Source organism: Amycolatopsis sp. (assembly GCF_035546795.1).
Classification (GTDB): Bacteria; Actinomycetota; Actinomycetes; order Mycobacteriales; family Pseudonocardiaceae; genus Amycolatopsis_E.
The window spans coordinates 151185-176344 of record NZ_DASZWC010000003.1 but is presented as its reverse complement, the minus strand read 5'-3'; the positions used below and the strand labels follow the sequence as shown (position 1 = coordinate 176344).

21 protein-coding genes and 1 pseudogene are annotated in these 25160 nt (G+C 70.0%); 13 read left to right on the top strand and 9 right to left on the bottom strand.

Annotated features, from left to right (window positions below; translation table 11 throughout):
- Window positions 1–180: 180 nt before the first annotated feature.
- The 3 genes from VHD82_RS04315 to VHD82_RS04305 form a co-directional block, all read right to left on the bottom strand.
- Window positions 181–2082, bottom strand: coding sequence for a glycoside hydrolase family 3 protein (locus tag VHD82_RS04315; protein ID WP_325697195.1), 1902 nt, complete (start codon window positions 2080–2082; stop codon window positions 181–183).
- A 320-nt stretch (window positions 2083–2402) separates the two neighbouring features.
- On the bottom strand, window positions 2403–3290 hold the full coding sequence (locus VHD82_RS04310; protein ID WP_325697194.1) for an SAM-dependent methyltransferase: 888 nt from the start codon (window positions 3288–3290) through the stop codon (window positions 2403–2405).
- A 36-nt stretch (window positions 3291–3326) separates the two neighbouring features.
- On the bottom strand, window positions 3327–4142 hold the full coding sequence (locus tag VHD82_RS04305; protein WP_325697193.1) for a helix-turn-helix transcriptional regulator: 816 nt from the start codon (window positions 4140–4142) through the stop codon (window positions 3327–3329).
- Window positions 4143–4293: 151 nt separating this feature from the next.
- Here VHD82_RS04305 and VHD82_RS04300 point away from each other — a divergent pair, with 151 nt between their 5' ends.
- The 4 genes and pseudogenes from VHD82_RS04300 to VHD82_RS04285 form a co-directional block, all read left to right on the top strand.
- Window positions 4294–5142 (top strand): alpha/beta hydrolase, encoded by an 849-nt coding sequence (locus VHD82_RS04300; protein WP_325697191.1) that lies wholly within the window; start codon window positions 4294–4296, stop codon window positions 5140–5142.
- Window positions 5127–6722, top strand: a complete 1596-nt coding sequence (locus VHD82_RS04295; RefSeq protein ID WP_325697189.1) for an FMN-binding glutamate synthase family protein — start codon at window positions 5127–5129, stop codon at window positions 6720–6722. Before VHD82_RS04300 ends, VHD82_RS04295 begins: the two co-directional genes overlap by 16 nt.
- A gap of 38 nt (window positions 6723–6760) precedes the next feature.
- Window positions 6761–9547 (top strand): FAD-binding and (Fe-S)-binding domain-containing protein, encoded by a 2787-nt coding sequence (locus tag VHD82_RS04290; protein WP_325697187.1) that lies wholly within the window; start codon window positions 6761–6763, stop codon window positions 9545–9547.
- Between the two features lie 10 nt (window positions 9548–9557).
- Window positions 9558–9710 (top strand): annotated as a pseudogene (locus VHD82_RS04285) (heme-binding protein); the annotation flags it as partial.
- A 269-nt stretch (window positions 9711–9979) separates the two neighbouring features.
- Here the strand turns inward: VHD82_RS04285 and VHD82_RS04280 are convergent.
- From VHD82_RS04280 to VHD82_RS04270, 3 genes are read right to left on the bottom strand one after another with little or no spacing between them, the layout of a single operon-like run.
- The gene (locus VHD82_RS04280) at window positions 9980–10906 is read right to left on the bottom strand and encodes a patatin family protein (protein WP_325697185.1); all 927 of its coding nucleotides are present in this window, start codon (window positions 10904–10906) and stop codon (window positions 9980–9982) included.
- Window positions 10907–10944: 38 nt separating this feature from the next.
- Window positions 10945–11406: a GNAT family N-acetyltransferase gene (locus VHD82_RS04275; RefSeq protein WP_325697183.1), complete on the bottom strand. Its 462-nt coding sequence runs from the start codon at window positions 11404–11406 to the stop codon at window positions 10945–10947.
- A 29-nt stretch (window positions 11407–11435) separates the two neighbouring features.
- Complete coding sequence (locus VHD82_RS04270) at window positions 11436–12023, bottom strand: ATP-dependent Clp protease proteolytic subunit (protein ID WP_325697181.1); 588 nt, start codon at window positions 12021–12023, stop codon at window positions 11436–11438.
- Between the two features lie 378 nt (window positions 12024–12401).
- Here VHD82_RS04270 and VHD82_RS04265 point away from each other — a divergent pair, with 378 nt between their 5' ends.
- Entirely contained in the window at window positions 12402–13733 is a 1332-nt protein-coding gene (locus VHD82_RS04265; protein ID WP_325697179.1) for a nucleobase:cation symporter-2 family protein, read from the top strand.
- A 15-nt stretch (window positions 13734–13748) separates the two neighbouring features.
- On the opposite strand, the gene VHD82_RS04260 is transcribed toward VHD82_RS04265, so the two are convergent.
- Together VHD82_RS04260 and VHD82_RS04255 are read right to left on the bottom strand one after the other, a co-directional pair.
- Window positions 13749–14606, bottom strand: coding sequence for a mycofactocin-coupled SDR family oxidoreductase (locus VHD82_RS04260; RefSeq protein WP_325697177.1), 858 nt, complete (start codon window positions 14604–14606; stop codon window positions 13749–13751).
- A gap of 1 nt (window position 14607) precedes the next feature.
- Window positions 14608–15435, bottom strand: coding sequence for a mycofactocin-coupled SDR family oxidoreductase (locus tag VHD82_RS04255; protein ID WP_325697175.1), 828 nt, complete (start codon window positions 15433–15435; stop codon window positions 14608–14610).
- Between the two features lie 124 nt (window positions 15436–15559).
- Here VHD82_RS04255 and VHD82_RS04250 point away from each other — a divergent pair, with 124 nt between their 5' ends.
- The 6 genes from VHD82_RS04250 (at window position 15560) to VHD82_RS04225 (ending at window position 20610) form a co-directional block, all read left to right on the top strand.
- On the top strand, window positions 15560–16165 hold the full coding sequence (locus tag VHD82_RS04250; protein ID WP_325697173.1) for a TetR family transcriptional regulator: 606 nt from the start codon (window positions 15560–15562) through the stop codon (window positions 16163–16165).
- A gap of 98 nt (window positions 16166–16263) precedes the next feature.
- Window positions 16264–16683 carry a hypothetical protein gene (locus tag VHD82_RS04245; protein WP_325697171.1) on the top strand — a complete coding sequence of 140 codons (420 nt, stop codon included), beginning with the start codon at window positions 16264–16266 and terminating at the stop codon, window positions 16681–16683.
- A gap of 10 nt (window positions 16684–16693) precedes the next feature.
- Window positions 16694–17917, top strand: coding sequence for a sensor histidine kinase (locus VHD82_RS04240; protein ID WP_325697169.1), 1224 nt, complete (start codon window positions 16694–16696; stop codon window positions 17915–17917).
- Window positions 17914–18555 carry a response regulator transcription factor gene (locus tag VHD82_RS04235; RefSeq protein WP_325697167.1) on the top strand — a complete coding sequence of 214 codons (642 nt, stop codon included), beginning with the start codon at window positions 17914–17916 and terminating at the stop codon, window positions 18553–18555. Before VHD82_RS04240 ends, VHD82_RS04235 begins: the two co-directional genes overlap by 4 nt.
- A gap of 129 nt (window positions 18556–18684) precedes the next feature.
- Window positions 18685–19611 carry a helix-turn-helix transcriptional regulator gene (locus VHD82_RS04230; protein WP_325697165.1) on the top strand — a complete coding sequence of 309 codons (927 nt, stop codon included), beginning with the start codon at window positions 18685–18687 and terminating at the stop codon, window positions 19609–19611.
- A gap of 138 nt (window positions 19612–19749) precedes the next feature.
- On the top strand, window positions 19750–20610 hold the full coding sequence (locus tag VHD82_RS04225; protein ID WP_325697163.1) for an LLM class F420-dependent oxidoreductase: 861 nt from the start codon (window positions 19750–19752) through the stop codon (window positions 20608–20610).
- 156 nt (window positions 20611–20766) lie between these two features.
- On the opposite strand, the gene VHD82_RS04220 is transcribed toward VHD82_RS04225, so the two are convergent.
- Entirely contained in the window at window positions 20767–23631 is a 2865-nt protein-coding gene (locus tag VHD82_RS04220; RefSeq protein ID WP_325697161.1) for an AfsR/SARP family transcriptional regulator, read from the bottom strand.
- A 119-nt stretch (window positions 23632–23750) separates the two neighbouring features.
- On the opposite strand from VHD82_RS04220, the gene VHD82_RS04215 reads away from it, so the two are divergent.
- Together VHD82_RS04215 and VHD82_RS04210 are read left to right on the top strand one after the other, a co-directional pair.
- Window positions 23751–24251 carry a hypothetical protein gene (locus VHD82_RS04215; protein WP_325697160.1) on the top strand — a complete coding sequence of 167 codons (501 nt, stop codon included), beginning with the start codon at window positions 23751–23753 and terminating at the stop codon, window positions 24249–24251.
- 51 nt (window positions 24252–24302) lie between these two features.
- Window positions 24303–25151 (top strand): DUF4097 family beta strand repeat-containing protein, encoded by an 849-nt coding sequence (locus VHD82_RS04210; RefSeq protein WP_325697158.1) that lies wholly within the window; start codon window positions 24303–24305, stop codon window positions 25149–25151.
- Window positions 25152–25160: the final 9 nt, after the last annotated feature.

The following is a 25160-nucleotide window of genomic DNA, read 5'->3' as shown; positions in this document are numbered from 1 at the left end:
TCCAGCGACAGGCCGTTGTAGTGGGTGGCGAGCAGCGCAGCGCAGCCGCCGGACTCCGGGCCGGTCTCGGCCAGTGCAAGCGCGACCTGCTACCCGTCGACGGAAGTGGCCCGTACGACCACGTTGGGCACGACCCCGCCCCGGCGCCCGTGAGCAGGCACCGGGGCGGGTGGCAGGTGACTATCGGCGGGTGGTGAGGCCGTAACCGTAGGGGAAGAGCGGGTTGTAGTTCGGGTCGCCGACGTTGATCGGCTCCTGGGACTCGCTGCGCGGCCACGTCACCGAGAGCTTCCCGGTGAACGGCTTCTTGCCGAACAGCACGTCCGCCACTCCCGCGCCCTCGCTGCCGGGCAGCCATGACATCACGAAAGCGTCCATCTTGGACAGTTCGTCGGTCACGATCTGCGTGCGCCCGGCCACATCCAGCACGACGCAGGTCTTGATCGCACCGCACACCTTGTCGATGTTGGCGCGGTCGGCGTCGGAGATGTTCAACGTGTGCCCGTTCCCGACGTCACCGACACCTTCCGCGTAAGGCGTTTCGCCGATCACCACGACGCCGACGTCCGAGCCCTTGGTCGGCGCGGACGCGTCGGCACTGTAGGTCACGTTCCTGGCCACCTGCTGGATCCCTTGCAGGATGGTGGTTCCCGGGATGACGTTCCCGGACTGGCCCTGCCAGGAGACCGTCCAGCCGCCGGCCTGGTTGCCGATGTCGTTCGCGTTCACCCCGGCCACGTAGATCTTCTGCGATGGCTTCAGCGGCAGGGCGTTGCCGGAGTTCTTCAGCAGCACCTGCGACTCCGCGACCGCTTGCCGCGCAACGGAACGGTGCGCCGCCGAGCCGACGGTGCCGATGTTGGTCCGGTCGGTGTAGGGGTGCTCGAACAGGCCCAGCTCGAACTTCGACTTGAGGATACGGCTCACCGCGTCGTCGATCCGGGCCATCGAGACGCGGCCCGCCTGCACTTCGGCGAGCAGTGCCTGCTCGAACTGCGGCGCGGAGTTGGGCTCCATGAACATGTCGATGCCCGCGTTCACCGCCGTGCGCACCTGCGTCGCGTAGTCGCCCGGCAGCTGGTGGATGGCCTCCCAGTCACTGATCAGGAACCCGTCGAACCCGATCTTCTGCTTGAGCACGTCGGTGAGCAGTTCCTTGTTCGCGCTCATCTTCACCGGCGTGCTGCCCGCGCGGTCGGTCCACTGCACGCTGGAGAACGACGGCATGATGCTGCCGACGTCGTGCTTCTGCACCGCGGTGACGTAGGGCGCGAGGTCGACCTGCTGGAAGTGCTGCCAGTCGGTGATCGTCACGCCCTGGTCGATGGTGTACGTGCCACTGGTCGACGTGCCGTAGGTGGTGTCACCGTCGCCGGCGTAGTGCTTCGCGGTGGCCAGCACGTGGTCCGGCTTCGCCAGGTCCGAGCTGCCGTTGCCCTGGAACCCGTCGAGCGCGGTTTCCATCTGCTGCACCAGTTTCGGGTCCTCGCCGAAGCTTTCGTAGGTGCGGCCCCAGCGTTCGTCGCGGGTCACGCAGACGCAGGGCGCGAACACCCACTGCGGCCCGGTGGCCCGGGTCTCGGTCGCGGTGATGTGCTCGACGTCCGCGACCAGCTGCGGGTCACGGGTGGCGCCGAGCGCGACGTTGTGCGGGAAGATCGTCGCACCGACCATGTTCCCGTCCCCGTGCACGGAGTCGATTCCGTACAGGATCGGGATGTGCAGCCGCGTGTTCAGCGCGGCTTTCTGGTAGCCGTCGACCATGTCCGCCCAGGCCTCGGGGACGTTCTCGGCGGGCGTCGAACCGCCGCCGGAGAGCACCGAACCCAGCCCGAGGCTGGTGATCTGGCTCTGGTCGGCGTCGATCGCACCGCGCTCGGCCTGGGTCATCTGGCCGATCTTCTCGGCCAGGGTCATCCGGCTCAGCAAATCGGAAACCCGTTGTGCCACAGGCAGCCTGGGGTTGAGGTAGGCAGGAGTCCGGCTGTCGGTGGCGGCGCCGGCCGCCAGCGGTACCGAGGTGGTCACTGCCAGCGCGGCGGCGGCGAGCACGACGGCGCGCCGGAGTCGGTTTCTTCTCACACGATCCTCCTTGATCGCATTTCGCGCATGACGACAACAGCCGCGTCGGGGTTGGTGCGGCTTTGGTACGCGATTACCGAGATCCGCCGGTTACGGCGACGTGCCGACCGGCGCGTCCGGGGTACTCATCTTCGAGACTCCCTCCCACCCGGCGGAGCTATGTTGCGGATCACAACATATTCCACGACGTGGCGGGATGGAAGGGGCCAAAAGGCGTATCCGCGAAAAGGTCCAGTCCAGGTCACCGTCCGCGACCATGGACACGGTGCGTGACGAACTTCCCTTACAAGATCACGGTTCTTCTCGAGTCCACAGTGGACTCAAGGCTTACGGGCGACGCCGGCGCGGTAGATCATGGCCGCTTCGTTGTTCCCCCACCAGGTCTCCCCCGGCGGCAGGTCACGGGTGTCGTCCTCCCACCATGGCTCCACCGAGCGGTCTTCCTTCGGCCGCCACAGCCCTGTCCACGTCAGCCCCGGCTCCAGCAGCTCCCAGTCGCCGAAGAACGACCGGATCTCCTCGTTGGTGCGGAGATGGGCCGGGCTCGTGGTGTTCTCGTAGGCGCGGGCGACCTGCTGCAGGCCCTCGTCTTCGGGATCGTCGAGCGCGTGGGTGAGCACCAGGAGACTGCCCGAAGGCAGCTTGCGGCGGTAGTAGTCGAGCGGGATGTCCGGCCGGTCCTCCGGCAGCATGAAGTGCAGCACGGCGGTGACCATGAGGCACACCGGCTGTTTGGGGTCGATCAGCCCGGTGGCGAGGACCTTGCGCCACAGCTGGCCGTACGCGAAGTAATCCGCCAGTACGGCCTGGTGCCGCTCGGGTTCGGCCTCCTCACCGAGCAGGATTTCCGAATGCGCGTTGGCGATCAGCTCGTTGTCCACGTAGACGACATGCGCCTTCGCCTCGGGCGCGACCCGGTCGGCGACCTCGTGCGTCTGGCCGAGGCTGGGCAGCCCCGAGCCGATGTCGATGAACTGCCGGACACCCAGCTCCAGCGCCGCTTCCACGGCCCGGCCGATGAACCGGCGGTTCTCCCGCATCGCGGGCTGCATGGTGGGCAGCACCTTGCCCTGGACGTCCCCGAACACCCGGTCGATGGCGTAGTTGTTGGGACCACGCCCGCCGAGCATGTAGTCGTAGATACGCGCGGAGCTGGCCTTGTCCAGATGCAGTTTGAGACTGTCCGCCCGGTCCCCGTCTTCGCTCATGCCGCCACGATACTGTGACACGCTCCGCGACCGGGATCAGTGGAGGTCGGTGAGTTTCGCCGCGTCCTGCTCGGTCGCGGGGAGGAACACGATCAGCTGTTGCTGATCATCGTCGGCTGCCGCGAGCTTGACGTAGTCCAGGTCGAGGCGCCCGGCGGCCGGATGCCGGAAACGTTTGCGCGCGACACGGAACGGGCGCACGTCGTGCTCATCCCACAACTCGCCGAAGCGGGCGCTGGCCTTTCGCAGCGCCTCGACGAGTTCGGGCCCGCGCGGGTCCTTGGGGTAACGCGCCAGGTGCGCGCGCAACTGGCCGACGAGCTGCGCCACTTCGGAGGCCCAGTCGACCAGGACCGAAGCGGCGTGGGTGTCGGTGAACATCAGCCAGAGGCTGTTGCGCTCGGTGACCGGGCGGCCGTCCAAGCCGAGCAGCGCGCCGTAGGTCTCGTTGTAGCAGAGCACGTCCCACCAGGGGTTCACCACATACGCCGGGTTCGGCCGCAGCGTCTCGACCAGCCGGCGCAGCATGTCGTCGACCTGCGGGCGGCCGGGGTTCTCGGCGGGCAGCGCGAGCCCGGCGAGATCGAACAGGTACGCGCGCTCGGGCGGTGGCATCCGCAGCGTGCGGGCCAGGCTGTCGATCACCTGCCTGCTCACGCTGATGTCACGAGCCTGTTCGAGCCACGTGTACCAGGTGACGCTGACGCCGGACAGCTGCGCCAGCTCCTCCCGCCGCAGGCCGGGGGTGCGCCGCCGCGGGCCGGGCGTGAGGCCGAAGCTCATCGGGTCGGTGGCCTCCCGCCGTGACCGGAGGAAGGCCGCGAGTTCCTTGCGCTGCACCATGTCCACCATCGAACCCGCCTCCGCCCCGTCCAGCGTGGTGCCGGTTATACCAGCATGAACGCCTGCCCGTACCAGGCTCGGTGTTCGGGGTGCCTGGAGAGGTGACCACGGGCATCCTGGCCAACGATTAACATCATCCGCAGGCTCGAGGGAGGACGACATGACACCGCGCTGGTTCACCGACGCGCTGGCCCACCCGCCCGAGCACCGGGAGACCGCTGTCGGGGAAACCCGGGTGCACCTGCGCTGCTGGGGTGCTCCCGGCAGCCCGGGCCTGGTCCTGGTGCACGGCGGCTCGGCGAACTCCGGCTGGTGGGATCACATCGCCCCGTTCTTCGCCGGCTCGCACCGGGTGGTCGCGCCCGATCTGTCCGGGCACGGTGACAGCTCGTGGCGCAAGCCCTACGACCTCGCCCACTGGGGGCGCGAGGTGGTCGCCGCGGCCGACGCCGGCGGGATCGACGGCCCGTTCTGCGTGGTCGGGCACAGCATGGGCGGCTGGGTCGCCGCGACGGCGGGGGCGCGGCACGGCGACCGGGTGCACGGGGTGGCGATCATCGACTCGCCGCTCAACGACCGGCCGCCGGAGGAGGAACGGCTTCGTGAGCGCCGTCGCCCCACCAGGATCTACGCCGACCGCGCCGAGATCCTCGGCCGCTTCCGGACCGTGCCGGCGCAGGACGTGCTGCTGCCGTACGTGCGTGAGCACATAGCGGAGGAGTCGATCCGCCGCGTGGACGGCGGCTGGACCTGGAAGTTCGACCCGATGCTGTACGGCAGCCGCGAGCCGCTGCGGGAGTTGCTGCCACGGCTCGACTGCCGGACGGCGTTCCTGCGTTCCGAATTCGGGCTGGTGCCGCCCGCGATGTTCGAGGAGATCCGCAAGCTGCTCGACCATCGCGCGCTGCTGGCCGAACTGCCCGATGCCGGGCACCATCCGATGCTCGACCAGCCGCTCCCGCTCGTCACGGCGCTCCGGGTGATCTTGGCGCAGTGGGCGCTGGCCTGATGCGCTTCGCGATCATCGCGGTGCTGACCGTGATCGCCGCCGGGACGGTGTTCCTGGCCGTGGCCGTTTCACCGTGGTGGGCCTTCGCGGCGGCGCCACTGGTCGCGGCCGCCGCCGTGGGCTGGTACGACCTCTTGCAGCGCAGGCATTCGGTGCTGCGCAACTACCCCGTGCTCGGGCATCTGCGCTTCCTGCTCGAAGCCATCCGGCCCGAGATGCAGCAGTACTTCATCGAGCGGAACTTCGACGGCAGGCCGTTCGACCGGGACGTGCGCAGCATCGTCTACGAGCGGGCGAAGGCGACCGAGGACGAATCGCCGTTCGGCACCGAACGGGAGGTGTACGAGGACGGGTACGAGTCGTTCGTGCACTCGATGGCCCCGGTGAAGACCGCGGACGAGCCGCCGCGTGTCCGAGTCGGCGGCCCGGGCTGCGCGAAGCCGTACGACATGGCGCTGCTCAACGTGTCGGCGATGAGCTTCGGTTCCTTGTCCGCCAACGCGATTCTCGCACTGAACGGCGGCGCGGCGAAGGGCGGTTTCGCCCACGACACCGGCGAGGGCGGGCTTTCGGACTACCACCTGCGCCCCGGCGGCGACCTCGTGTGGGAGATCGGCACCGGGTACTTCGGCTGCCGCACGCGTGACGGCGGGTTCGACGAGGCGGAGTTCGCCCGCAAGTCCGCTTCGGACAGTGTGAAATGCGTGTCCCTCAAGCTTTCCCAGGGCGCGAAGCCCGGGATCGGCGGGGTGCTGCCTGGCAGCAAGGTGAACGCCGAGATCGCGAAGGTACGCGAGGTGCCCCAAGGCGAGACGGTGATCTCCCCGCCGTACCACCGCACGTTCTCCACCCCGCGTGAGCTCGTGCTCTTCGTGGCGAAGATGCGCGAACTGGCGCAGGGCAAGCCGGCCGGCGTCAAGCTGTGCGTCGGCTCCCGGACCCAGTTCCTCGCCGTGTGCAAGGCGATGCTCGCCGAGGACGTCACCCCGGACTTCATCCTCGTCGACGGCGCGGAGGGCGGCACCGGCGCCGCCCCGCTGGAGTTCTCCGACCACATCGGCGTCCCGCTCACCGACGGCCTGATGACCGTGCACAACGCGCTGGTCGGCACCGGCCTGCGGGACCGCATCCGGCTCGGCGCGGCCGGCAAGGTCGCCACCGGCGCGGACATCGTGAAGCGGCTGATCCAGGGCGCCGACTACACCAACGCCGCGCGGGCGATGATGTTCGCCGTCGGGTGCATCCAGTCCCAGCGCTGCCACACCAACCACTGCCCCGTCGGCGTGGCCACCCAGGATCCGCGCCGGGCCCGCGCGCTCGACGTCGAGGGCAAAACCGAGCGGGTGTACCGGTTCCAGCGCGCGACCGTCCGCTCCGCCCAGCAGATCATGGCCGCCATGGGCGTGTCGGATCCCGCCCTGCTGCGCCCGCACATGCTGCGCAAACGGCTCGACGCGACCACCGTGCGCACCTACGCCGAGCTGTACGAATGGCTCGAACCCGGCCAGTTGCTGGACGGGCCGCGGACCGGCTGGGAGGACGACTGGCGCGCGGCCGATCCGGACCTGTTCACGGTCTGATCCGCGCCGCGCGCGGCCCCGGGTGACAATGGGTCGCGATGACTACCTCGACCGACGCCAGCACCGCGGTCGTCGCAGCTCTGCGGCGCGCCGGGGTCACCGAACTCGACGATTCCCACCGCCGCCGCGCGGAGTACTCCGGCGACGCCTCGCTCTACCGGATGGTCCCGGCCGCGGTGGTGTTCCCGCACCACGCCGACGAGATCGCCGCCGTGGTGGACACCTGCCGCTCGCTCGGCACCCCGGTGACCGCGCGCGGCGCGGGCACCTCCATCGCCGGCAACGCCGTCGGCGCCGGGGTGGTGCTGGACTTCTCCCGCCACCTGAACAAGGTGCACGAGATCGACCGGGAATCGGCGACGGCGCTGGTCGACCCCGGGGTGGTGCTGGACGATCTGCAGCGCGCGGCCGCGCCGCACGGGCTGCGGTTCGGCCCCGACCCGTCCACGCACAGCCGGTGCACGATCGGCGGGATGATCGGCAACAACGCGTGCGGCTCGCGCGCGCTGGGTTACGGCCGTACGGCGGACAACGTGGTCGATCTGGATCTGGTGGCAGGCACCGGGGAGCTGTTGCGCACCACCGACACCTCGGCCGCGGCGCTCACCGCTTTGCGCGAGGTGGTACAGGCCCGGCTGGGCGTGATCCGCACCGAGTTCGGCCGCTTCGGGCGCCAGGTTTCCGGCTACTCGCTGGAGCACCTCTTGCCCGAGCGCGGGTTCGACGTGGCGAAGGCACTGGTCGGCACGGAGGGCACGCTCGGCGTCCTGCGGCGGGCGCGGGTGCGGCTCGTCTCGGCCCCGGCGCGGACTTCGCTGGTGGTGCTGGGTTATCCCGACATGCCGAGCGCCGCCGACGCAGTGCCCGCCCTGCTGCCGTTCAACCCCGTCGCGGTGGAGGGCCTCGACGCCCGGATCGTGGACGTCGTGCGCCGCGGCCGCGGCGGTTCGGTGCCCGATCTCCCGCGCGGCACCGGCTGGCTGTTCGTCGAGCTGGGCGGGGAGGACCCGGCCGAGATCGCGGGCCGCGTCGAAGGCGTGCTCGCCGCGGCGGGTGCGCTGGACAGCCGGATCGTTTCGGGCGCGGAGGCCGCCGCGCTGTGGAAGATCCGCGAGGACGGCGCGGGGCTGGCGGCACGCGTCGATCCCGCGCGCCCCGGGCACGCGGGCTGGGAGGACGCGGCGGTGCCGCCGGAACACCTGGGCGCGTACCTCCGCGAATTCGAGGCACTGCTGGCCGATCGCGGGCTTTCGGGTGTCCCTTATGGACACTTCGGTGACGGCTGCGTGCACATCCGGATCGACTTCCCGCTCGGTGTGCCACGAGGCCGCCGGGTGTTCCGCGAATTCCTGGTGGACGCGGCGAAACTGGTCGCGGGCTACGGCGGCTCGATGTCCGGGGAGCACGGCGACGGCCGGGCCAGGGGCGAACTGCTGCCGCTGATGTACTCGCCCGACGCGATGGACGCGTTCGCCGCGGTGAAGAACGTCTTCGACCCGGCGGACATCCTGAACCCCGGGGTGATCGTCCGGCCGCGGCCGGCGGACGAGGATCTGCGCGAAGTCTCCGCCCGGCCGCTCACCAGGGATCTCGGTTTCACCTTCCACCAGGACGGCGGGGATTTCAGCGCGGCCGTGCACCGCTGCACCGGTGTCGGGAAATGCCGGGTCACCGCGCCGGGCGGCACGATGTGCCCGTCCTATCGCGCCACCCGCGACGAGAAGGACTCCACCCGCGGCCGCTCGCGGGTCCTGCAGGAGCTGGCGAACGGCTCCTTCGTCACCGGCTGGCGTGACGACGCGGTGCACGAGGTGCTCGATCTCTGCCTGTCCTGCAAGGCTTGTTCGTCCGAATGCCCGACCGGGGTGGACATGGCCACGTACAAGGCCGAAGCCCTGCACCAGCGCTACCGGCGCAGGCCGCGCCCGGCCGCGCACTACTCGCTCGGCTGGCTGCCGCGCTGGGCACGGCTCGCGTCGCGGATGCCGAAACTGGTCAACCGGGCCATGTCCGGGCCGCTGGCGAAGTTCGGAAAGCGCCTGGCCGGGGTGGATCATCGCCGCGAACTGCCCACGTTCGCGGACCAGACGTTCCGGCAGTGGTTCGCCGGACATACGCGGGCGGCCGGCTCTCCGGTGCTGTTGTGGGTGGACACCTTCACCGACCACTTCACCCCGCAGGTGGGCATCGCCGCGGTGAAAGTGTTGGAAGAGGCCGGTTTCTCGGTGTCCATTCCGGACCGGAAGCTGTGCTGCGGGCTGACCTGGGTCTCCACCGGCCAGCTCGACACGGCGCGCCGGATCCTGCGGCGCAGTGTGACGGCGCTGGCCGGCAGCGACCTGCCGATCGTCGGGCTCGAGCCTTCGTGCACCGCCGTTTTCCGCAGTGACGCGGCCGAACTTCTCGGCCCCACAAGGGAAGTCTCGGAAGTCGCCGGCCGGGTGCGCACGCTGGCGGAGGTGCTCGCCACCGCCGAGGGCTGGACGCCGCCGGACCTGTCCGGGGAAACCGCCGTGGTGCAGCCGCATTGTCACCAGCGGGCGGTGCTCGGCTTCTCCCCCGACCGCGCGCTGCTGGAGAAGGCGGGCGTCGAGATGAACGTGCTCGACGGTTGTTGTGGCCTGGCAGGCAACTTCGGCGCCGAGCGCGGGCACTACGACGTGAGCGTCGCGGTGGCGGAGAACGACCTGCTCCCCGCCGTCCGCGCCGACGGGGCAGCGACCGTGCTGACCGACGGGTTCTCCTGCCGCACGCAACTCGACCAGCTCGCGCGCCGGCAGGGCACGCACCTGGCGGAGCTGCTGGCACGCGGGCGGCGGGAATAGCCTCGGGTTCATGATCAAGTCGCCGCGCTTGCCGGGGCTCACGTCGGCCGACGCCGATCGGCTGGTGGAAACCGCGCCGGCGGTGGGAACCGAGCGCGGCTTCCCACCACCGGCGGTGGCCGTCATCGACGTCGCGGGCGAAGTGATCACCCTGCGCCGCAGCGACGGTGGGATGCCGATGACCAGCCGGATCGCGGTGGCCAAGGCGCGCGCCGCACTGCTGTCGCTGAAGTCCCCGGGCCAGAACGAACTGCCACCCGCCATCGTGGATCGGCGCCTCCGGCGGCCACGCCGTCGAGGGCGAGGAAGCCATCCGGGTTGCCGTGGAACGCCGGCAGTCCCGCTAGTCCTTCGGCAGGGCAGCCACCAGCACCGTGGCGCTGGATCTGTACTTCCAGGGCTCGTGAGCCGTGTGGCCGGCGCCGACCGCCGTCATGCTGTCGCCGTGGCTTCCGTCAACGCGTTCGCCATCGCCTCGGCGCCCAGGTCGAACGCGCGATGCAGCAGCACCGGATCGACAGCCAGCCGCGACACCTCCGGTGCATGCGCGGGCACCAGGACCTGCGTGAGGTTCTCGGCCCCGCGCAACTCCTCGTCGTCCGCGAGGCGACGCGCTGGCCTGGTCCGCCATGCGGTCAGTGTCGCCGGAGCCGTGCGCCGCAGAAACGCTGTCACCGCAAGGTCTTCCACCCGTGGGGGCGGCTTGGCGGGCTCGTCCGCGCGCCGGGTGCGCAGGACGAGCACGTGGGTGGCGCCGTCGCGCACCGCGGACCGGAACGGGATCGACTCGGTCAGCCCGCCGTCGAGCAGCCTGCGCCCGCCGAGGCGGATCAGCGGCCCGGACAGCAGCGGCAGCCCCGCCGAACCGCGCAGGGCGAGCTTGAGGGCCTCGCCGTTGTCCAGGTAGGGCAGAAGATCCAGCGCGTCACCGCGGTCGGCGTCGGTCGCGATCGGGTGCAGGCGCACCGGATTGTCCAATATGGCGTCGAAGTCGAGACCCGCCCAGTCCTGGTACACCTGGTTCATCAGGAACTCCAGGTCCACCACGGGTTTGCGCCGCAGCACGGCGCGCGGGCGGATGACGTTGGGCATCGTGTCGGGGTACCACCAGTAGGACGAGCCGTGCTCGGCCTTACCGGAAAGCAGCCAGGCGGCGGTGATCGCGCCCATCGACGAGCCGTACACGTCGTCGAAGACCTGGCTCAGCCCGCGCCGCTCCAGTTCGACGGCCATCCCGCTGGAGTACGTCCCGCGGCTGCCGCCGCCCTCTATCGCCAGCGCCAGCCGGTAGGAATCGTTTCGCGCGCCCGGTACGCTCCCCTGCCTCGCGCGCTCCCGCACCAGTTCGAGAACTCTCACGGACCGAGCCTATCCGGTGATTTTCCGGATTTTCCCGCTCAACTGGACAAAACACTCTGTAGAAGTCGTGGTGAGTCACCGAATCCGTGCCGCCGGTACGCGGGGATCGCCCGATCGCTCGAATGCACGGTGACCCGCTCGTACCCGAGCTCGCGGCCGAGTTCGAGGACCGCGTCCAGCAAGCGCCCGCCGACTCCGGAATCACGCTCTTCCGGCACGACGTAGACACACTGCACGTCACCTGATCGGCGGCAGAGCGCGCGCGGGGTGGGCACGCGCTCGACCGCCGCCAGGAACGCCATGCCGATCACCTCCGCGCCGCGCGCGACGACCAGGCACCGGTGGGTGTGCTTGCGCTCCTGGGCCCAGGCTGTGAAATGCCGCACGAACTCCTCGCGACCGGTGTCCGGGACCTGTTTTTCCGCCACCCAGCGCCAACGCAGCCCGGCGACGGCGGTGAGGTCGCGGTCTTCGGCCGGGCGGATCTCGATGTCGTTCACCGGATCAGGATGCCGTAGCCCGGGGCGGCTCAGCCCGCGACGCCCGCGCCGACGATGTGGTCGACGAACCCGTACCGCAGCGCCTCGTCGGCGTCGAACCAGCGGTCGCGATCGGCGTCGGCGGTGATGCGTTCCATCGACTGGCCCGTCTGCCGCGCGGTGATCTCCGCGATGCGCCGCTTCATCTTGCCGAACACCTCGGCCTGGATCGCCACGTCCGCCGCCGCGCCGCCGATCCCCGCCGAGGGCTGGTGCATCACGATCCGCGTGTTCGGCAGCAGGTAGCGCTTGCCAGGGGCGCCGGAGGACAACAGGAACTGGCCCATCGAAGCCACGAAACCCAGCCCCCACGTGGAAACGTCCGGCTTGACGAGCTGCATCGTGTCGTAGATCGCCATGCCCGCCGTGACCGAACCGCCCGGGGAGTTGATGTAGAAGGTGATCTCCCGGTCCGCGTCGTCGGCGGCCAGTAGCAGCAGTTGCGCGGTGATCCGGTTGGCTACCTCGTCGGTCACCTCCGAGCCGAGGAACACGATCCGGTCGCGCAGCAACTGCTCGAAAACCGAATCGTCGATCGACTGCCCGCTACGCATTTCGGTGGTCAGCTCCACTGTCATGCCGAACCTCGCCTTCCGTGTTCTCCGTCTTCTGCAAGGTATGGGGTCAAGATCTACGCCGGGGCCTCTGTTCGCTGTGGGCGTGCCCCCGTTCGCCGGAAGCGAAGCGTGCTGGACAGCGCGACCCTGGCGGCGCGACGGCGAACCACCCCACGGCCAGCCCCACCCCCACACCGGTCCCAAGCCGCCCTTACGGTCGCAGCGCAGCGCAACTCGTTGAAGCGCAAGAAAACTGCCTCGCCGGAGCACAGGCTCCAGGACGACCGGCCACCCGCGCGCACCGCCGCCGAAACAAGATGTTCACGTCCCACGCGTGTCCCACCCGGCCGACGCCCATCCCTCCAGCAAAGATCGCCGAAAGAGATCAGGAGTGAACGGATGACCAGAACGGCGGCGACCCGCGAGCGCCACCCCGTCGACAGTCCCATCGGGGCCGGGCGCATGGTGGTACTCGGCCTGCAGCACGTGCTCGTGATGTACACCGGCTGCGTCACCGTGCCGCTCGTGTTCGGCGCCGCCGCGGGGTTGCCGACCAGCACGATCGGGCTGCTGATCAGCGCCGACCTGCTGATCGCGGGGCTGATCACGGTGGTCCAGTCGCTGGGGGTCGGCAAGGTCCTCGGGGTGCGGCTGCCGGTGGTGGCCGGCGCGACGTTCACCGCCGTCACCCCGATGATCCTGATCGCCTCGCAGTACGGGCTCCAGGCCGTGTACGGCTCGATGATCGCCGCCGGGGTGTTCGGGCTGCTGGTGGCGGTGCCGTTCGCCAAGGCGATCCGGTTCTTCCCGCCGCTGGTCAGCGGCGTGGTGATCACCGTAGTCGGACTGTCGCTGATCAGCGTCGCCGCCGGGCTCGTCGCCGGGCAGGACAGCAGCGCACCCGGCTACGCCGCGCCCGCGCATCTCGCCCTCGCGGCCGGGATCGTGGTGTTGATCATCGCGCTCAACCGGTGGGCACGCGGGTTCATCGCGCAGATCGCGGTGCTGCTGGGCCTGATCGTGGGCACTGTCGTCGCGATTCCGCTGGGGTTGACCGATTTCTCGTCCGTCGGTGGCGCGAGCTGGTTCGGTGTCACGGCGCCGCTGCATTTCGGCGCGCCGCATTTCCCGATCGCCGCGGTGATCTCGATGTGCGTGGTGATGCTGGTGACGTTCACCGAGTCCACGGCGGACATGCTCGCCGTCAGCCAGCTCACCGGAAAACCGCTCAGCAACGGCGATCTCGCCCGCGGCCTGGCCGGCGACGGGCTCAGCGGCATCCTCGGCGGGCTGATGAACGCCTTTGTGGACACCATTTTCGCGCAGAACGTCGGGCTGGTCGAGGTGACCAGGGTCCGCAGCCGCTACGTCACCGCCGTCGCGGGCGGTTTCCTCGTGCTGCTCGGGCTGGTCCCGAAGCTGGGCGAGGTGGTCGCTGCACTGCCAGGGCCGGTGATCGGCGCGGCCGGGCTGGTCATGTTCGCCACCGTGACGGCGGTGGGCATCAACACCCTGCGCAAGGTGGAATTCGAGGGCACCAGCAACCTGCTGATCGTGGCGATCGCCATCGGGATCGGCATGCTGCCGGTGGTCGCGCCCGAGATCTACCACCGGTTCCCGGCGTGGGCGCAGATCATCGCGGGCAGCGCGATCACCAGCGCCACGATCGTCGCGTTCGGACTGAACCTGTTGTTCAACCACACCGGGAAACGGGCCCGGCGCACCGGGTGAGCCGGGCCCGCCCCGCTAATCCTTGACGGGGTTGGCGTTGACGCCGGTGATCAGCAGATGGCCGGCGTCGACCGGGATCGTCACGCCGGTGACGTTCGCGGCCAGGTGCGAGTTCAGGTACAGCGCGGTGTCGGCGATCGCCTGCGGATCGAGCCAGGAAGTGTTGCGCAGCGCGGCATAGTGATAACCGCCCTCGACCATCTCCGCCTCGGTGCCGCCCTCGTGCCCGGCGAACATGTCCCACGCCGCCTGGTGATCGGTCATCGGGGTGCGGATCGCGCCCGGGTTGATCGAGTTGCACCGCACCCCGTACGGCGCGAGTTCGAGCGCGATGTTCTTCATCAGCCCGATCACGCCGTGCTTGGCCGACACGTAGTGCGCGAAGTTCATCCCGGGTTCGAGCCCGTTCACCGACGACGTGATCACGATCGACCCGCTCTTGCGCTCGATCATGTGCGGGGTCACGGCTTTCGCCGACTTCCACACCCCGGTCAGGTTGACCCCGATCATCTCCTCCCACTGCTGCTCGGTCAGTTCCCAGAACGCGTTCTGGGTCCAGATCCCGGCGTTGGCGATGAGGATGTCGATGTGCCCGAACGCTTCCACGCCACGCGCCACGGCCGCGTCCAGCGCCGACTGGTCCCGCACATCGCCCTCGACGGCCAGTACGCGCCTACCGAGCGCTTCGACCTGGCGCACCGTCTCGGCGTGGTCCTCCGGCGTGGCCAGCTTGTATGCCGTTTCCACCACCGGTTTCGCGATGTCGAAGATGATCACGTCCGCGCCCTCGCGGGCACAGGTGACCGCGTGCGCGCGCCCCTGCCCGCGCGAACCACCGGTGATGAAGGCGACTTTCCCGTCCAGCAAACCCATTTCAGATCGAACCTCCGGCGTCGATGACCTGTGTAGTGCCCGTGACGTACTTGGCGTCGTCCGAGACGAGGTAGAGGATGGCGTTGGTGATGTCCGCGGGCTCGAGCACGGCGACCGGGAGCCGGTTGAGGGTCCGGGCCGCCTCCTCGAACTCCGCGCGGGTGGGCGATTCCAGATCCGGCCGGAACAGCCGGTAGGTGGCGTCGTTGAGAATCATGTCGGTGGCCACCGTGGTCGGGTGCACGGTGTTGACCCGGATGCTGTGCGGCGCAAGCTCTTTCGCCAGCACCTTCATCAGCATCACCAGACCGGCCTTGGCCGCGCTGTAGTGCGCGGTGTTCGGGTTGGCGTAGATCGCGGCGAGCGAACTGGTGATCACGACCGCGCCGCCGCGACCGCCCTTGATCACGTGCGGCACCGAGGCCTTGAGTGATTTCCACACCCCGGTCAGGTTGATGTCGATCATGTCCTGCCAGGTCTCGTCACTCATCTCGAGCGTGGGCGCCGGGCTGGAAATGCCCGCGTTGGCCAGCACGATGTCCAGCCTGCCGAGCTTCCCGACCCCTTCGGCGACCGCGTCGGCGAGCGCGGCCGAGTCGCGGACGTCGGCCTCGCGCGCCACGATCCGCCGTCCGGTCTCCTCCACCTGACGCACGGTTTCGGCCAGATCTTCAGCGGTGGCAAGCGAATACGGGACGCTGTCCACCTTCGCCGTAGTGTCCACCGCGATGATGTCGGCCCCTTCGCGGGCGAGCCGCACCGCGTGACTGCGGCCCTGCCCCCTGGCCGCGCCGGTGATGAACGCGACCTTGCCGTCGATTTTGCCCATGCCTGCTCCTGTCCGCACTGACGGAGTGACGCCGATTTCGTCCCCAGGTTATGGCACGGTGTGCCAAAAGTCGAGCGGGAACGCGAAGGGCACTCGTTCCGGTACGGCGTGCGACGATTCCCCGGTGCCCAGTACCCCGGAGGAACCCCGCCCCGAGCCCGATCGCGGCGGCAGGCCCGCGCTGACCAACGCGCACCACCTCGCCGAAGTGGCCCAGGACCTGTTCCTCGGGCAGGGATTCGAACAGACCACGGTCGACGACATCGCGCGTGCGGCCGGGGTGAGCCGGCGGACGTTCTTCCGCTATTTCCAGACCAAGGCCGACGTGCTGTGGGTCGAATCCCCCGCCGAAATCGGCCGCTTCCGCGAACTGCTGGCGGACGCGCCACCCGAGGAGCGCTACGACGACGCGTTGTGCCGCGCCGCGCCCGCCGCGCTGCACCATCCGGCGGACCAGCGCACGTGGGCGCTGCACCGCGCGCAACTTCTGCTCAGCGTGCCGTCGGTGCAGGAGAAGGCCGCCGTCCGGCACACCGAATGGCGCCGGATCGCGACCCGTTTCGTGGCGGCACGGCGTAACACGGACGCGGACGACCTGTTCGCGATCGCGGCCGGGCACGCAGTGCTCGCCGCCACCGTGGCCGCGCACGAATACTGGATCGCGCACCCGGACGAGGAACTCCCGGAGATCATGTCCAGACTGCTGCGCCTGCTGGTCCCGCGCGACTGACTCAACCGATCGGTGGATCGGCTCCACCGACGAGCCGGGCGGAAAGCTCAGGAGTTCGGGCGATGCGCGACGCGGGGCCCGGTTGCGAGGCTCGACGCATGAACTCGCCTGCGACGGTCCACGAACCACCTGCCACGGCGGTGCTGCGCACCACGAAGATCCTCGTCGGTTGCCACGTCGGCCTCAGCGTGCTCACGCTCGTCGCGATCGTGTTGCTGCGCAACGATTCCACGATGGTGAACGACGCCGTCTGGGTGCGCGCCACCATCGTCGTGCTCAGCTCGCTGTTGACCTTCCGGTTCACCGTCGGCACCGTACGGGGGTCCCGCCGGGCGTACCGGAGGCTGCGCCTCGTCTCGGCGATCATGCCGATCGCGATCGTGGTCATCCTCGCGCTGCCGGGCACGTTCCCGTTGTGGCTGAAGCTCGAACAGGGCGTGTGCGGGGGGCTGCTGCTCGCCGTGGCCCTGCTCGTCAACGGCCGCGCGTTGCGCTCGTCCTTCGCGTCCGGCAACTAGATTGTCGGAAATGGAACGCCGCTGGCCGACGCCGCTCATCGTCGGGCCATACGTGCTACTCGGGATCCTGGTGGCTTGCACCGTGGTGGTGAAGCACCAGCGCCCCGGCTCGCTGCTGGTCGACCTGATCCTGTGCGCGGTGGCGGCGGTGTGGATGCTCGTGGTGTTCACACTGCGGCCGGCCTGGCGGGAACGCCAGGAGATCATGGCGGTGTTCTTCGCCGGGCTGCTCGCGCTGAGCGCCCTGCTCGTCGTCCGTGACCCGTGGTTCGGCTGCTTCACCCCGGTCCTCTACGTTTTCGCGTTCCGGCTGCTGCCCTGGCCGTGGCGACTGCCAGGGGTCGCGGCGGTGGCGATCGTGGCGGGCACGGCACAGGCGGCCGATCTGGACAAGACCACGGTCACCGGGCTGGTCGCGTTCGCCGCGGTGCTGCTGGTGAACATCGTGCCGATGTGCCTGTTCGCCTGGATCGTCTGGCGGATGGACAACCGGGGCGACGAAAGGGAACGGGCACTGCACGAGATCACCGAGGCCAACCGCAGGCTGGAAGCGAGCCTGGCGGAGAACGAGGAGCTGCACCGCCGGCTCGTCGCGCAGGCCAGGGAAGCGGGAGTGCTCGATGAGCGGCAGCGGATGGCACGCGAAATCCACGACACGCTGGCGCAGGGGCTGACCGGCATCATCACGCAACTGCAGGCGGCCGAGCACGCGAGCGCTGAGCCGGCCGCGTGGCGCCGGCATTTCGACGCCGCGACCACCCTCGCCAGGGAGAGCCTGTCCGAGGCACGGCGATCGGTGCACGCGCTGCGCCCGGAACCGCTGGAAACGGCCCGGTTGAGCGAAGCCGTCGCCGGGGTCGCGCGACGTTGGTCGGCGCTGCACGGGCTACCCGTAGAGGTCACCACTACCGGCACCGCCCGCGCGCTGCGCCCGGAGAGCGAGGTGGCTTTACTACGGATCGCGCAGGAGGCGCTGGCCAACGTGGCCAAGCACGCCGGGGCGAACCGGGTGGGTGTCACGCTGTCCTATCTGGAACGCGAAGTCGCGCTGGACGTGCGGGACGACGGCCGGGGGTTCGATCCGGACCGGCGCGACGGCGGCGGGTTCGGGCTGATCGCGATGCGGCAGCGGATCGAGGCGCTCTCCGGAACACTGGAGGTGGAAACGGAACCGGGCGGCGGCACGGGCATCTCCGCGCGGGTCCCGGCCCGGACCGTGGAGGCGCATCCGTGAACAGCCCGATCACCCTGCTCATCGCCGACGACCACCCCGTGGTGCGGGACGGGCTGGGCGCGATGTTCGCCCGCGACCCGGAGTTCGAGGTGCTCGGCGAAGCCGCCGACGGGCGGGAAGCGGTCCGGCTGACGACGGAGCTGCGGCCCGACGTGGTGCTGATGGACCTGCGGATGCCGGGGATGGACGGCGTCGCCGCGATCACCGAACTCGCCGCGATCGGTGTCTCCTCCCGGGTGCTGGTGCTCACGACGTACGACACCGACAGCCACGTGCTGCCCGCGATCGAGGCCGGCGCCACCGGGTATCTGCTGAAAGACGCGCCGCGCACCGAACTGCTGCGCGCCGTCCGCGCGGCGGCGCGGGGTGAGTCCGTGCTCGCGCCCTCGGTGGCGGCCGTGCTGATGAGCCGGGTCCGGCACTCGGACAGCGGCCCGCTGAGCCGCCGCGAGCTGGAAGTGCTGGCGCTCGTGGCAGGCGGCAGGACGAACCGGGACGCGGCGGCCGCGCTGTTCATCACCGAAGCCACCGTGAAAACCCATCTGCTCAACATCTACGCGAAACTGGCAGTCAACGACCGGGCGGCCGCGGTAGCCGAAGCGTTCAACCGGGGGCTGCTCAAACCGAAGACCGGATAACTGTGGTGAATTCGCACGTGGATTGTTTTCGTCAGTCACGAAACGTCGTGTCCTGGTAATCGTTGTTGCCGGGGACGAAGCTGTCCGGAAAAATCCGGAATCCCCGACGCGAACCGGAAGTGACCGCCTGTGACCGTTATCGCCGCGGCGCGCACGCCGACCGGCCGGAAGCAACAACTGGCCGCCCTGCTCCGGCATTTGCGTGAACAGAGCGGGCAGACCCAGCAGGACGCCGGCATCGCGGTGTGGCCGAAGGCCAGCGCGGCCAGCGGGCAGAACAAGATCGCGCGGCTGGAAAGCGGCAACCTCGGCATCGACGGCGACGGCCTGCGGCGGCTGCTCGACGTGTACGAGGTCGACGATGAACTGGTCGTGGACCTGGCTTTGCAGCTGCAGGCCGACACCTCCCAGCGCGGGCGCTGGCCGGGCTGCCGTTCGGTGCATCCCGAGGTGTACCGGCCGTTCATCGATCTGGAGGAGGACGCCGAGCTGATCCGCTACGTGACCAACGAGCGCATCCCCGAGCTGCTGCAATGCCCGGCTTACGCCCGCGCGGAGTTCTCCCACGGGTCGGGCAGCGCCGATCGCGTCGCCGAAAACACCACGGCGGCCACGCTGGGTAGGCAACGCAGCGTGCTGTTCCGGGACAATCCGGCCCGGTTCCATTGTGTGCTGAGCGAGTCGTGTATTCGCCGGATACAAGGCGACGCACTCGTGATGCGCGAGCAGTTGACACATTTATCGGCGCTTTCGCGATATCCGCACATCACCATTCAGGTCCTGCCGTTCCGGCCGCGGCCGGGCGCGTCCACGGTGATCGCCGAGCAGGGCATTCTGGAGCGCTTCGTGCTGTTCCGCCTGGCGGCGCCGGCCGTGCCCGGGAACTTCCCGGCACATCTCGACTTCGCCTACACCAAGACCGGCAACGAGCTCACCTCCGACGACAACGTGCTGCGGTACGAGCTGATGTGGACCAGGGCGACGGAAACGGCGCTGGCGCCGGCGCAGACCCGGGACCTGTTCGGCGAAGCGGCGGCGGACTTCGGCGCCGGTTAGCCGTCGGGAGCCGCCGGCCGGAAAATCGACCCGATCAGCGGACGGGAGCAAGGGACGTTTACTACGGTCTGCCACCCCGGCGCCGGGCCCCCACCAGGGTCGGGGGCCGACCGGCAAGGCAGCGAAAGGTGAGGTGTGATGGAGCTTTCCGGGGTGGGCGTGTGGAGCCATCAGTTGCGGTTCGGTGACCCGGCGGAGGCCAGGGACGCGGCGGCCGAGCTGGCGGAGCTCGGGTTCCGCGCGCTGTGGGTCCCGGACGTGGGCGGCCCGGTCTTCGAGGACGTCGAGCGGCTGCTCGCGGCCACCGGGGACATCGTCATCGCCACCGGAATCCTCAACCTGTGGATGCACACGCCCGAAGACACGGCCGCGGCCCACGCGTCGCTGACCGAAGCGCACGGTGACCGTTTCCTGCTCGGCATCGGCGTGAGCCACGCGCCGTTGATCGACGCCTCGGAGCCGGGCCGCTACCGGAAACCGCTGGCGGCGATGCGCGCCTTCCTCGACGGCCTCGACGCGGCCACGCCACCGCTGCCGGCCGCCAGCCGCGTGCTGGCCGCGCTCGGGCCCAAGATGGTCGAGACCGCGGCGACCCGCACCCGCGGCGTACACCCGTACCTCGTGCCGCCCGAGCACACCCACCAGGTCCGCGAAGCGGTCGGTGCCGGCCCGCTCGTGCTGCCCGAGCAGACGGCGATCCTGGCCGCGAACCGCGAAGAGGCGAGGGCGATCGGCGTGCCCTGGCTGCGGTCCTATCTCGATCTGCCCAACTACGCCAACAACGTGCTGCGCCTGGGTTTCAGCGAAGGTGACGTCGCCGCGATCAGCGACCGGGTCTTCGACGCCCTGATCGTCTGGGGTGACGAAGCAGCCGTGCGGAAGCGGGTGGACGAGCACCGGGCCGCGGGCGCCGATCACGTGTGCGTGCAGGTGCTGACCGCGGACCCGCAGGCCTTCCCGCGCGACGAGTGGCGGCGGCTGGCGGCCGCACTCGGATAGCACCCGCTTCGTCCACTTTGGACGAAGGCGGCCGCGTGAACCTGCCGATGCCGGTACCCGCGGAACGCGACCACCCCCTGCGCGGCGACGCTCCGCCGGGCAACGGCCTCGGCTGCCGACAGTAGCCCCGGCCGATGAATTCCTGATGAAACGGGATCACGCCTTGCCGGCGGCCGTCACACCGTCTTGCGCGCGGGCGCGTTCCTCCGGCAGCACACCGCCCTCGGCCAGCGCCAGCACGCGCTCGAACTCCTCCCGCGCCGGCTCGTGCTGCCCGCGGGCGAGCAGGCAGAAGCCGAGCCGGTTGCGCACCTCGACCTCCATCAGCCCGGCGGTCTGCTCGGACAGCTCGGCCAGCGCCCGCTGCTGGAGTTCGAGTGCCACATCCAGGTTGCCCAGTTCCTGTTCCGCCGTGCCGAGCCTGGTCAGGGAGCCGATGCTCAGCATCGTGTCGTCGACCTCGGCGCCCAGCTCGGCGGCCTCGCGCAGCGCTTCGGCCGCTTCGGCGTACTGGCCGAGGTGCAGCCGGACGCTGCCGATGTAGCACTGGGCGCGGCCCAGCATGGCCGGGCTGCCGACCTTGTCCGCGAGCATCCGGGACTGCGCGAAGCACTCCAGCGACCGCTCATGCCTGCCCTGCCTGTGGTGGATATAACCGATCGCCGAGACCGCCCGTTCGGCGAGCCAGTCGTCCTCCACCTCCGCGGCCATCGCCGCCGCCTCGGCGAGCAGCCGCATCGCCTCGTCGTGGGGGCCGGTGGTCATCGCCACCGTGCCGAGCCCGCACAGCCCCCGCGCCACCTCCCGCCGGTCCCCTGTCTGTCTGCTGATCCGCAGCCCGTCGGCCATCCACATCCGTGCCCGCGCACCGTCGCCCAGCGCGAGCCGCATCCAGCCGAGCCCGTAGCGCACCGAGGTGACCATCCGCCTGTCCGGCACATCGTCCACTTGGGACAGTGCGAGTTCCAGTGCCACCAGGCATTCGTGGAATTGCCCGCGCCGCATCAGGTAGTCGACCGCGCTCTCGGCTATCCAGCACGCGTACTCCGGGTGGCCGACGGCGAGCGCGTACCCGACCACCTCCGAGAGGTCACCGGCCTCGTCGAGCCAGGCGGACGCGTCCACGATCCCCTTGAACCGCACCATCCCCGGCTCCGGCCCGGCCGCGCAACCGGGGTAGCTCCACTCGCTCGCAGCCCGGCAGGCCGTCACGAACAGGCGCAGTCCCGCCGTGATCACCTCGCCCGGCTCCTGCTCCGCGAGCCGCCGGGCGTACACGGCGACCAGATCGTGCAACCGGTAGCGACCGGCCGACGGCGCCTGCACCAGGTTCGCGTCGACCAGGTTTTCCAGCAGCTGTCCGGCTTCCCGCGGCCGGCAGTCCAGCATCTCGGCGAGCAGTAGCCTGTCCAGCTCCGGCGTCGGCGCCAGGCCGAGCGCGCGGAACGCCCGCTGCTCCGCGGCCGGCAACTGTTCGTAGGAGAGCCGGAAAGCGGCCTCCACGCTCCGGGTTTCCGCGGTCAGCTCACCGAGCCTGTCCGCGTCGTCCGCGAGCCTGTCGACCAGGTCGCGGAATGTCCACATCGGACGGTTCTGCAGCCGCGCGCCGGCGATGCGCAACGCGAGGGGCAACCGGCCGCACAGTCTCGCCAGCTCGCGCACCGCCTCCTGCTCGCCGCGCGCCCGGGCCGGGCCGACGAGCCGGCTCAGCAGACCGGCCGCCGCGTCGGATGCCAAGGGGCCCAACGAAATCCGGCGCTCCACGTCCAGTCCGGTCAGCCTGCGCCTGCTCGTGACCAGCACCCTGCTGCCCGCACCGCCGGGCAGCAACGGGCTCACCTGCTCGGCGCTGGTGGCGTCGTCGAGCACCAGCGACAGCCGCAGCCCGGCCGTCGCGGCACGCCAGTTCGCGGACAGTTCGTCGAGGTCGTCCGGCAGGTTCTTGTCGTCCACGCCGACGGAGCGCAGCAACCGGCGCAACGCCCGCTCCGGCGTCATCGCCGACTGGCCCGCACGATGCCCGTGCAGATCCACGAACAGGCAGCCGTCCGAGCACTCCTCGCGCAGGAGCTGAGCCGCACGCACCACGAGCGCCGTCTTCCCAGCGCCCGGCACCCCGTCCACGGCCGACACAGAGACCCCTGCCGTGGTGACCGGCGCGGTGAGCAGGGCGAGTTCGCTCTCGCGGCCGGCCAGTTCGCCGATGTCGTTCGGCAGCTCGTCCCTGATCCTGCGGGCCGGCGCGCGCCTCGGCGCGATGCCCAGCGCGCCGTCGTCGCCTCGCAGCACCGATTCGTGCAGGCGCCGCAGCTCTTCGCCGGGTTCCAGGCCCAGCTCCTCGATCAGCCTGGCCCGGAACTCGCGCCAGGTGTCCAGCGCGTCGCGCTGCCTTCCCGCGCCGTACAACGCCCGCATCAGCAGCCCCGTGAGCGGTTCGCTGGCCGGGAACTCCGCGATCGACGCGGACAGCCCCTCGATCGCCCCGTCGTACCGGCCGAGCCTGATCAACGCGTCCGCTCTGCCCTGCACCAGACCGATCCGGCGCTCGACGAGCCGCCGCCGCTCACGTTCCGCGAACGGCCCCGGCAGCCCGGCCAGCGGCTCGCCCTCGAACAGGGCGAGCGCGCGGTCGTACTCCTCGACCGCGGCCGCCGGGTGCCCGGCCTCGGCGGCCTGGCGGGCGAGCACGTCCAGCCGTAGCGAATCCACCTCGACCCCGGCGCCGACGAAGCGATAACCGCCGGGATCGGTGCGTACCACCGATTTCGCGTCGATCCCGGCGGCGTTGAGCGATTTTCGCAGCTGGTAGACGTAGCCGGGCACGCCGTCGCTGTCCGGCGGATGCGCGCCCCACACCCGCTCGACCAGGTCCCGCCGGCCGACCGTCACGTCGGGCCGCAGCAGCAACGCCATCAGCACGGACTGCCGCAGCACCGGACCGAGGTTCAGCGGCCGGCCGCCGTAGCTGCCCCGGACCGGGCCGAGCACCGTGAACTCGAGCCGGGGCGTGACCGCTGACATACCCGGAGTTTAGAACAGCCGCAGCGTGGCACCGCCTGGCACCGCGCTCGACCAGCAAAAACGCCATCTCTGCGCCATTCTGGCTTGCGATGGCGCCATAAAGGTGCCATAGTGACGTCATGAACCTGACGACGTTTGTGGATGGTCTCGGCCGCGAGTTCTCGGCGCTCGCCGAGACCGGCGGCCCGGAGGTCCAGGAGCAGATCGGGCGGCTCGCCGGGTCACTGGAATCGGCCATGCGCCTCACGCTCCTGGAAGCACTGTCGGCCGCCGCGGACGAGATCACCCGCGAACTCGCCCCCGGCTCGGTCGAGCTCCGCCTGCGCGGGCGTGAACCGGACTTCGTCGTCACACCTCCGCCGCCGGAGCAGACCGGGGCCGCGCCGCCCGAGAACCGGCCGGAAGCCTTGCCCGCCAGCGAAGACAGCGCCACGGCGCGAATCAACTTCCGGCTGCCGGAGTCGCTCAAGACCGCGATCGAGGACGCCGCGGCCAAGGAAGGCCGTTCGGTCAACGCCTGGCTGGTGCACCTCGCCTCGACGGCGCTGCAGCAACGCGAACGGGAGCAGCCCGTCATCGGCAAGCCCGGCGGACAGCGTTTCACTGGCTGGGTGGGCTGACCCGCCACCACCTGCCCGAACTTTCCATCGAACCGATTTCAGGGGACCACTATGCCCATTTTCCAAACACCGCAACCGATCGCCGTCACCGTCGAACTCGGCGTCGGCAACCTCCGGATCACCGCGAGCGACCGCGCCGACACCGCCGTGGAGGTGCGCCCGACCGACGACTCCGACGAGTCGGATGTCAAGGCGGCCAACCAGATCCGCGTCGAGTACGGCAACGGCGTGCTGCTGGTCAGCGGCCCGCGGATCAAGCCGTTCGGGCTCTCCCGCAAGACCCGGTCGGCCACCGTGTCGATCGAACTGCCGGCAGGTTCCCGGCTGGACGGCAACGTCCAGATGGGCGACCTGCACGTCACGGGTGAGCTCGCGGAGTGCGCGTTCAAGACCAGCACCGGGCACGTCCAGCTCGACCGCACCGGCCCGGCGCGGCTGCACACCGCCGCCGGGCACGTCACCGTCGGCCTGGTGGCGGGCAACGCCGAGATCTCCACCGGTACCGGAAAAGTCCGCGTCGGCGAGATCCACGGCACCGCGGACATCAAGAACTCCAACGGGAACACCGACCTCGGCTCGGTCGCCGGGGACACGAAGGCCCGCTGCGCCAACGGGGACATCACCATCGAGCGGACCGTCGCGAACGTGGATGCCAAGACCTCCAACGGAAGTCTCACCATCCGCGAAGCCGTCCGCGGCTCGGTCGGGCTCAAGACCGCCAACGGCGACATCACGGTCGGCATCGCCGAAGGCACCGCCGCCTGGCTCGACGTGCACACCACCTACGGCCGCCTGCGGAACACGCTCGAACAGAAGACCACCGAACCGGAGCCGGCCGCCGACCGGGTCGAGGTGCGTGCCAACACCTCGTTCGGCGACATCCAGATCCGCCGGGCCTGAAGGGAAAAC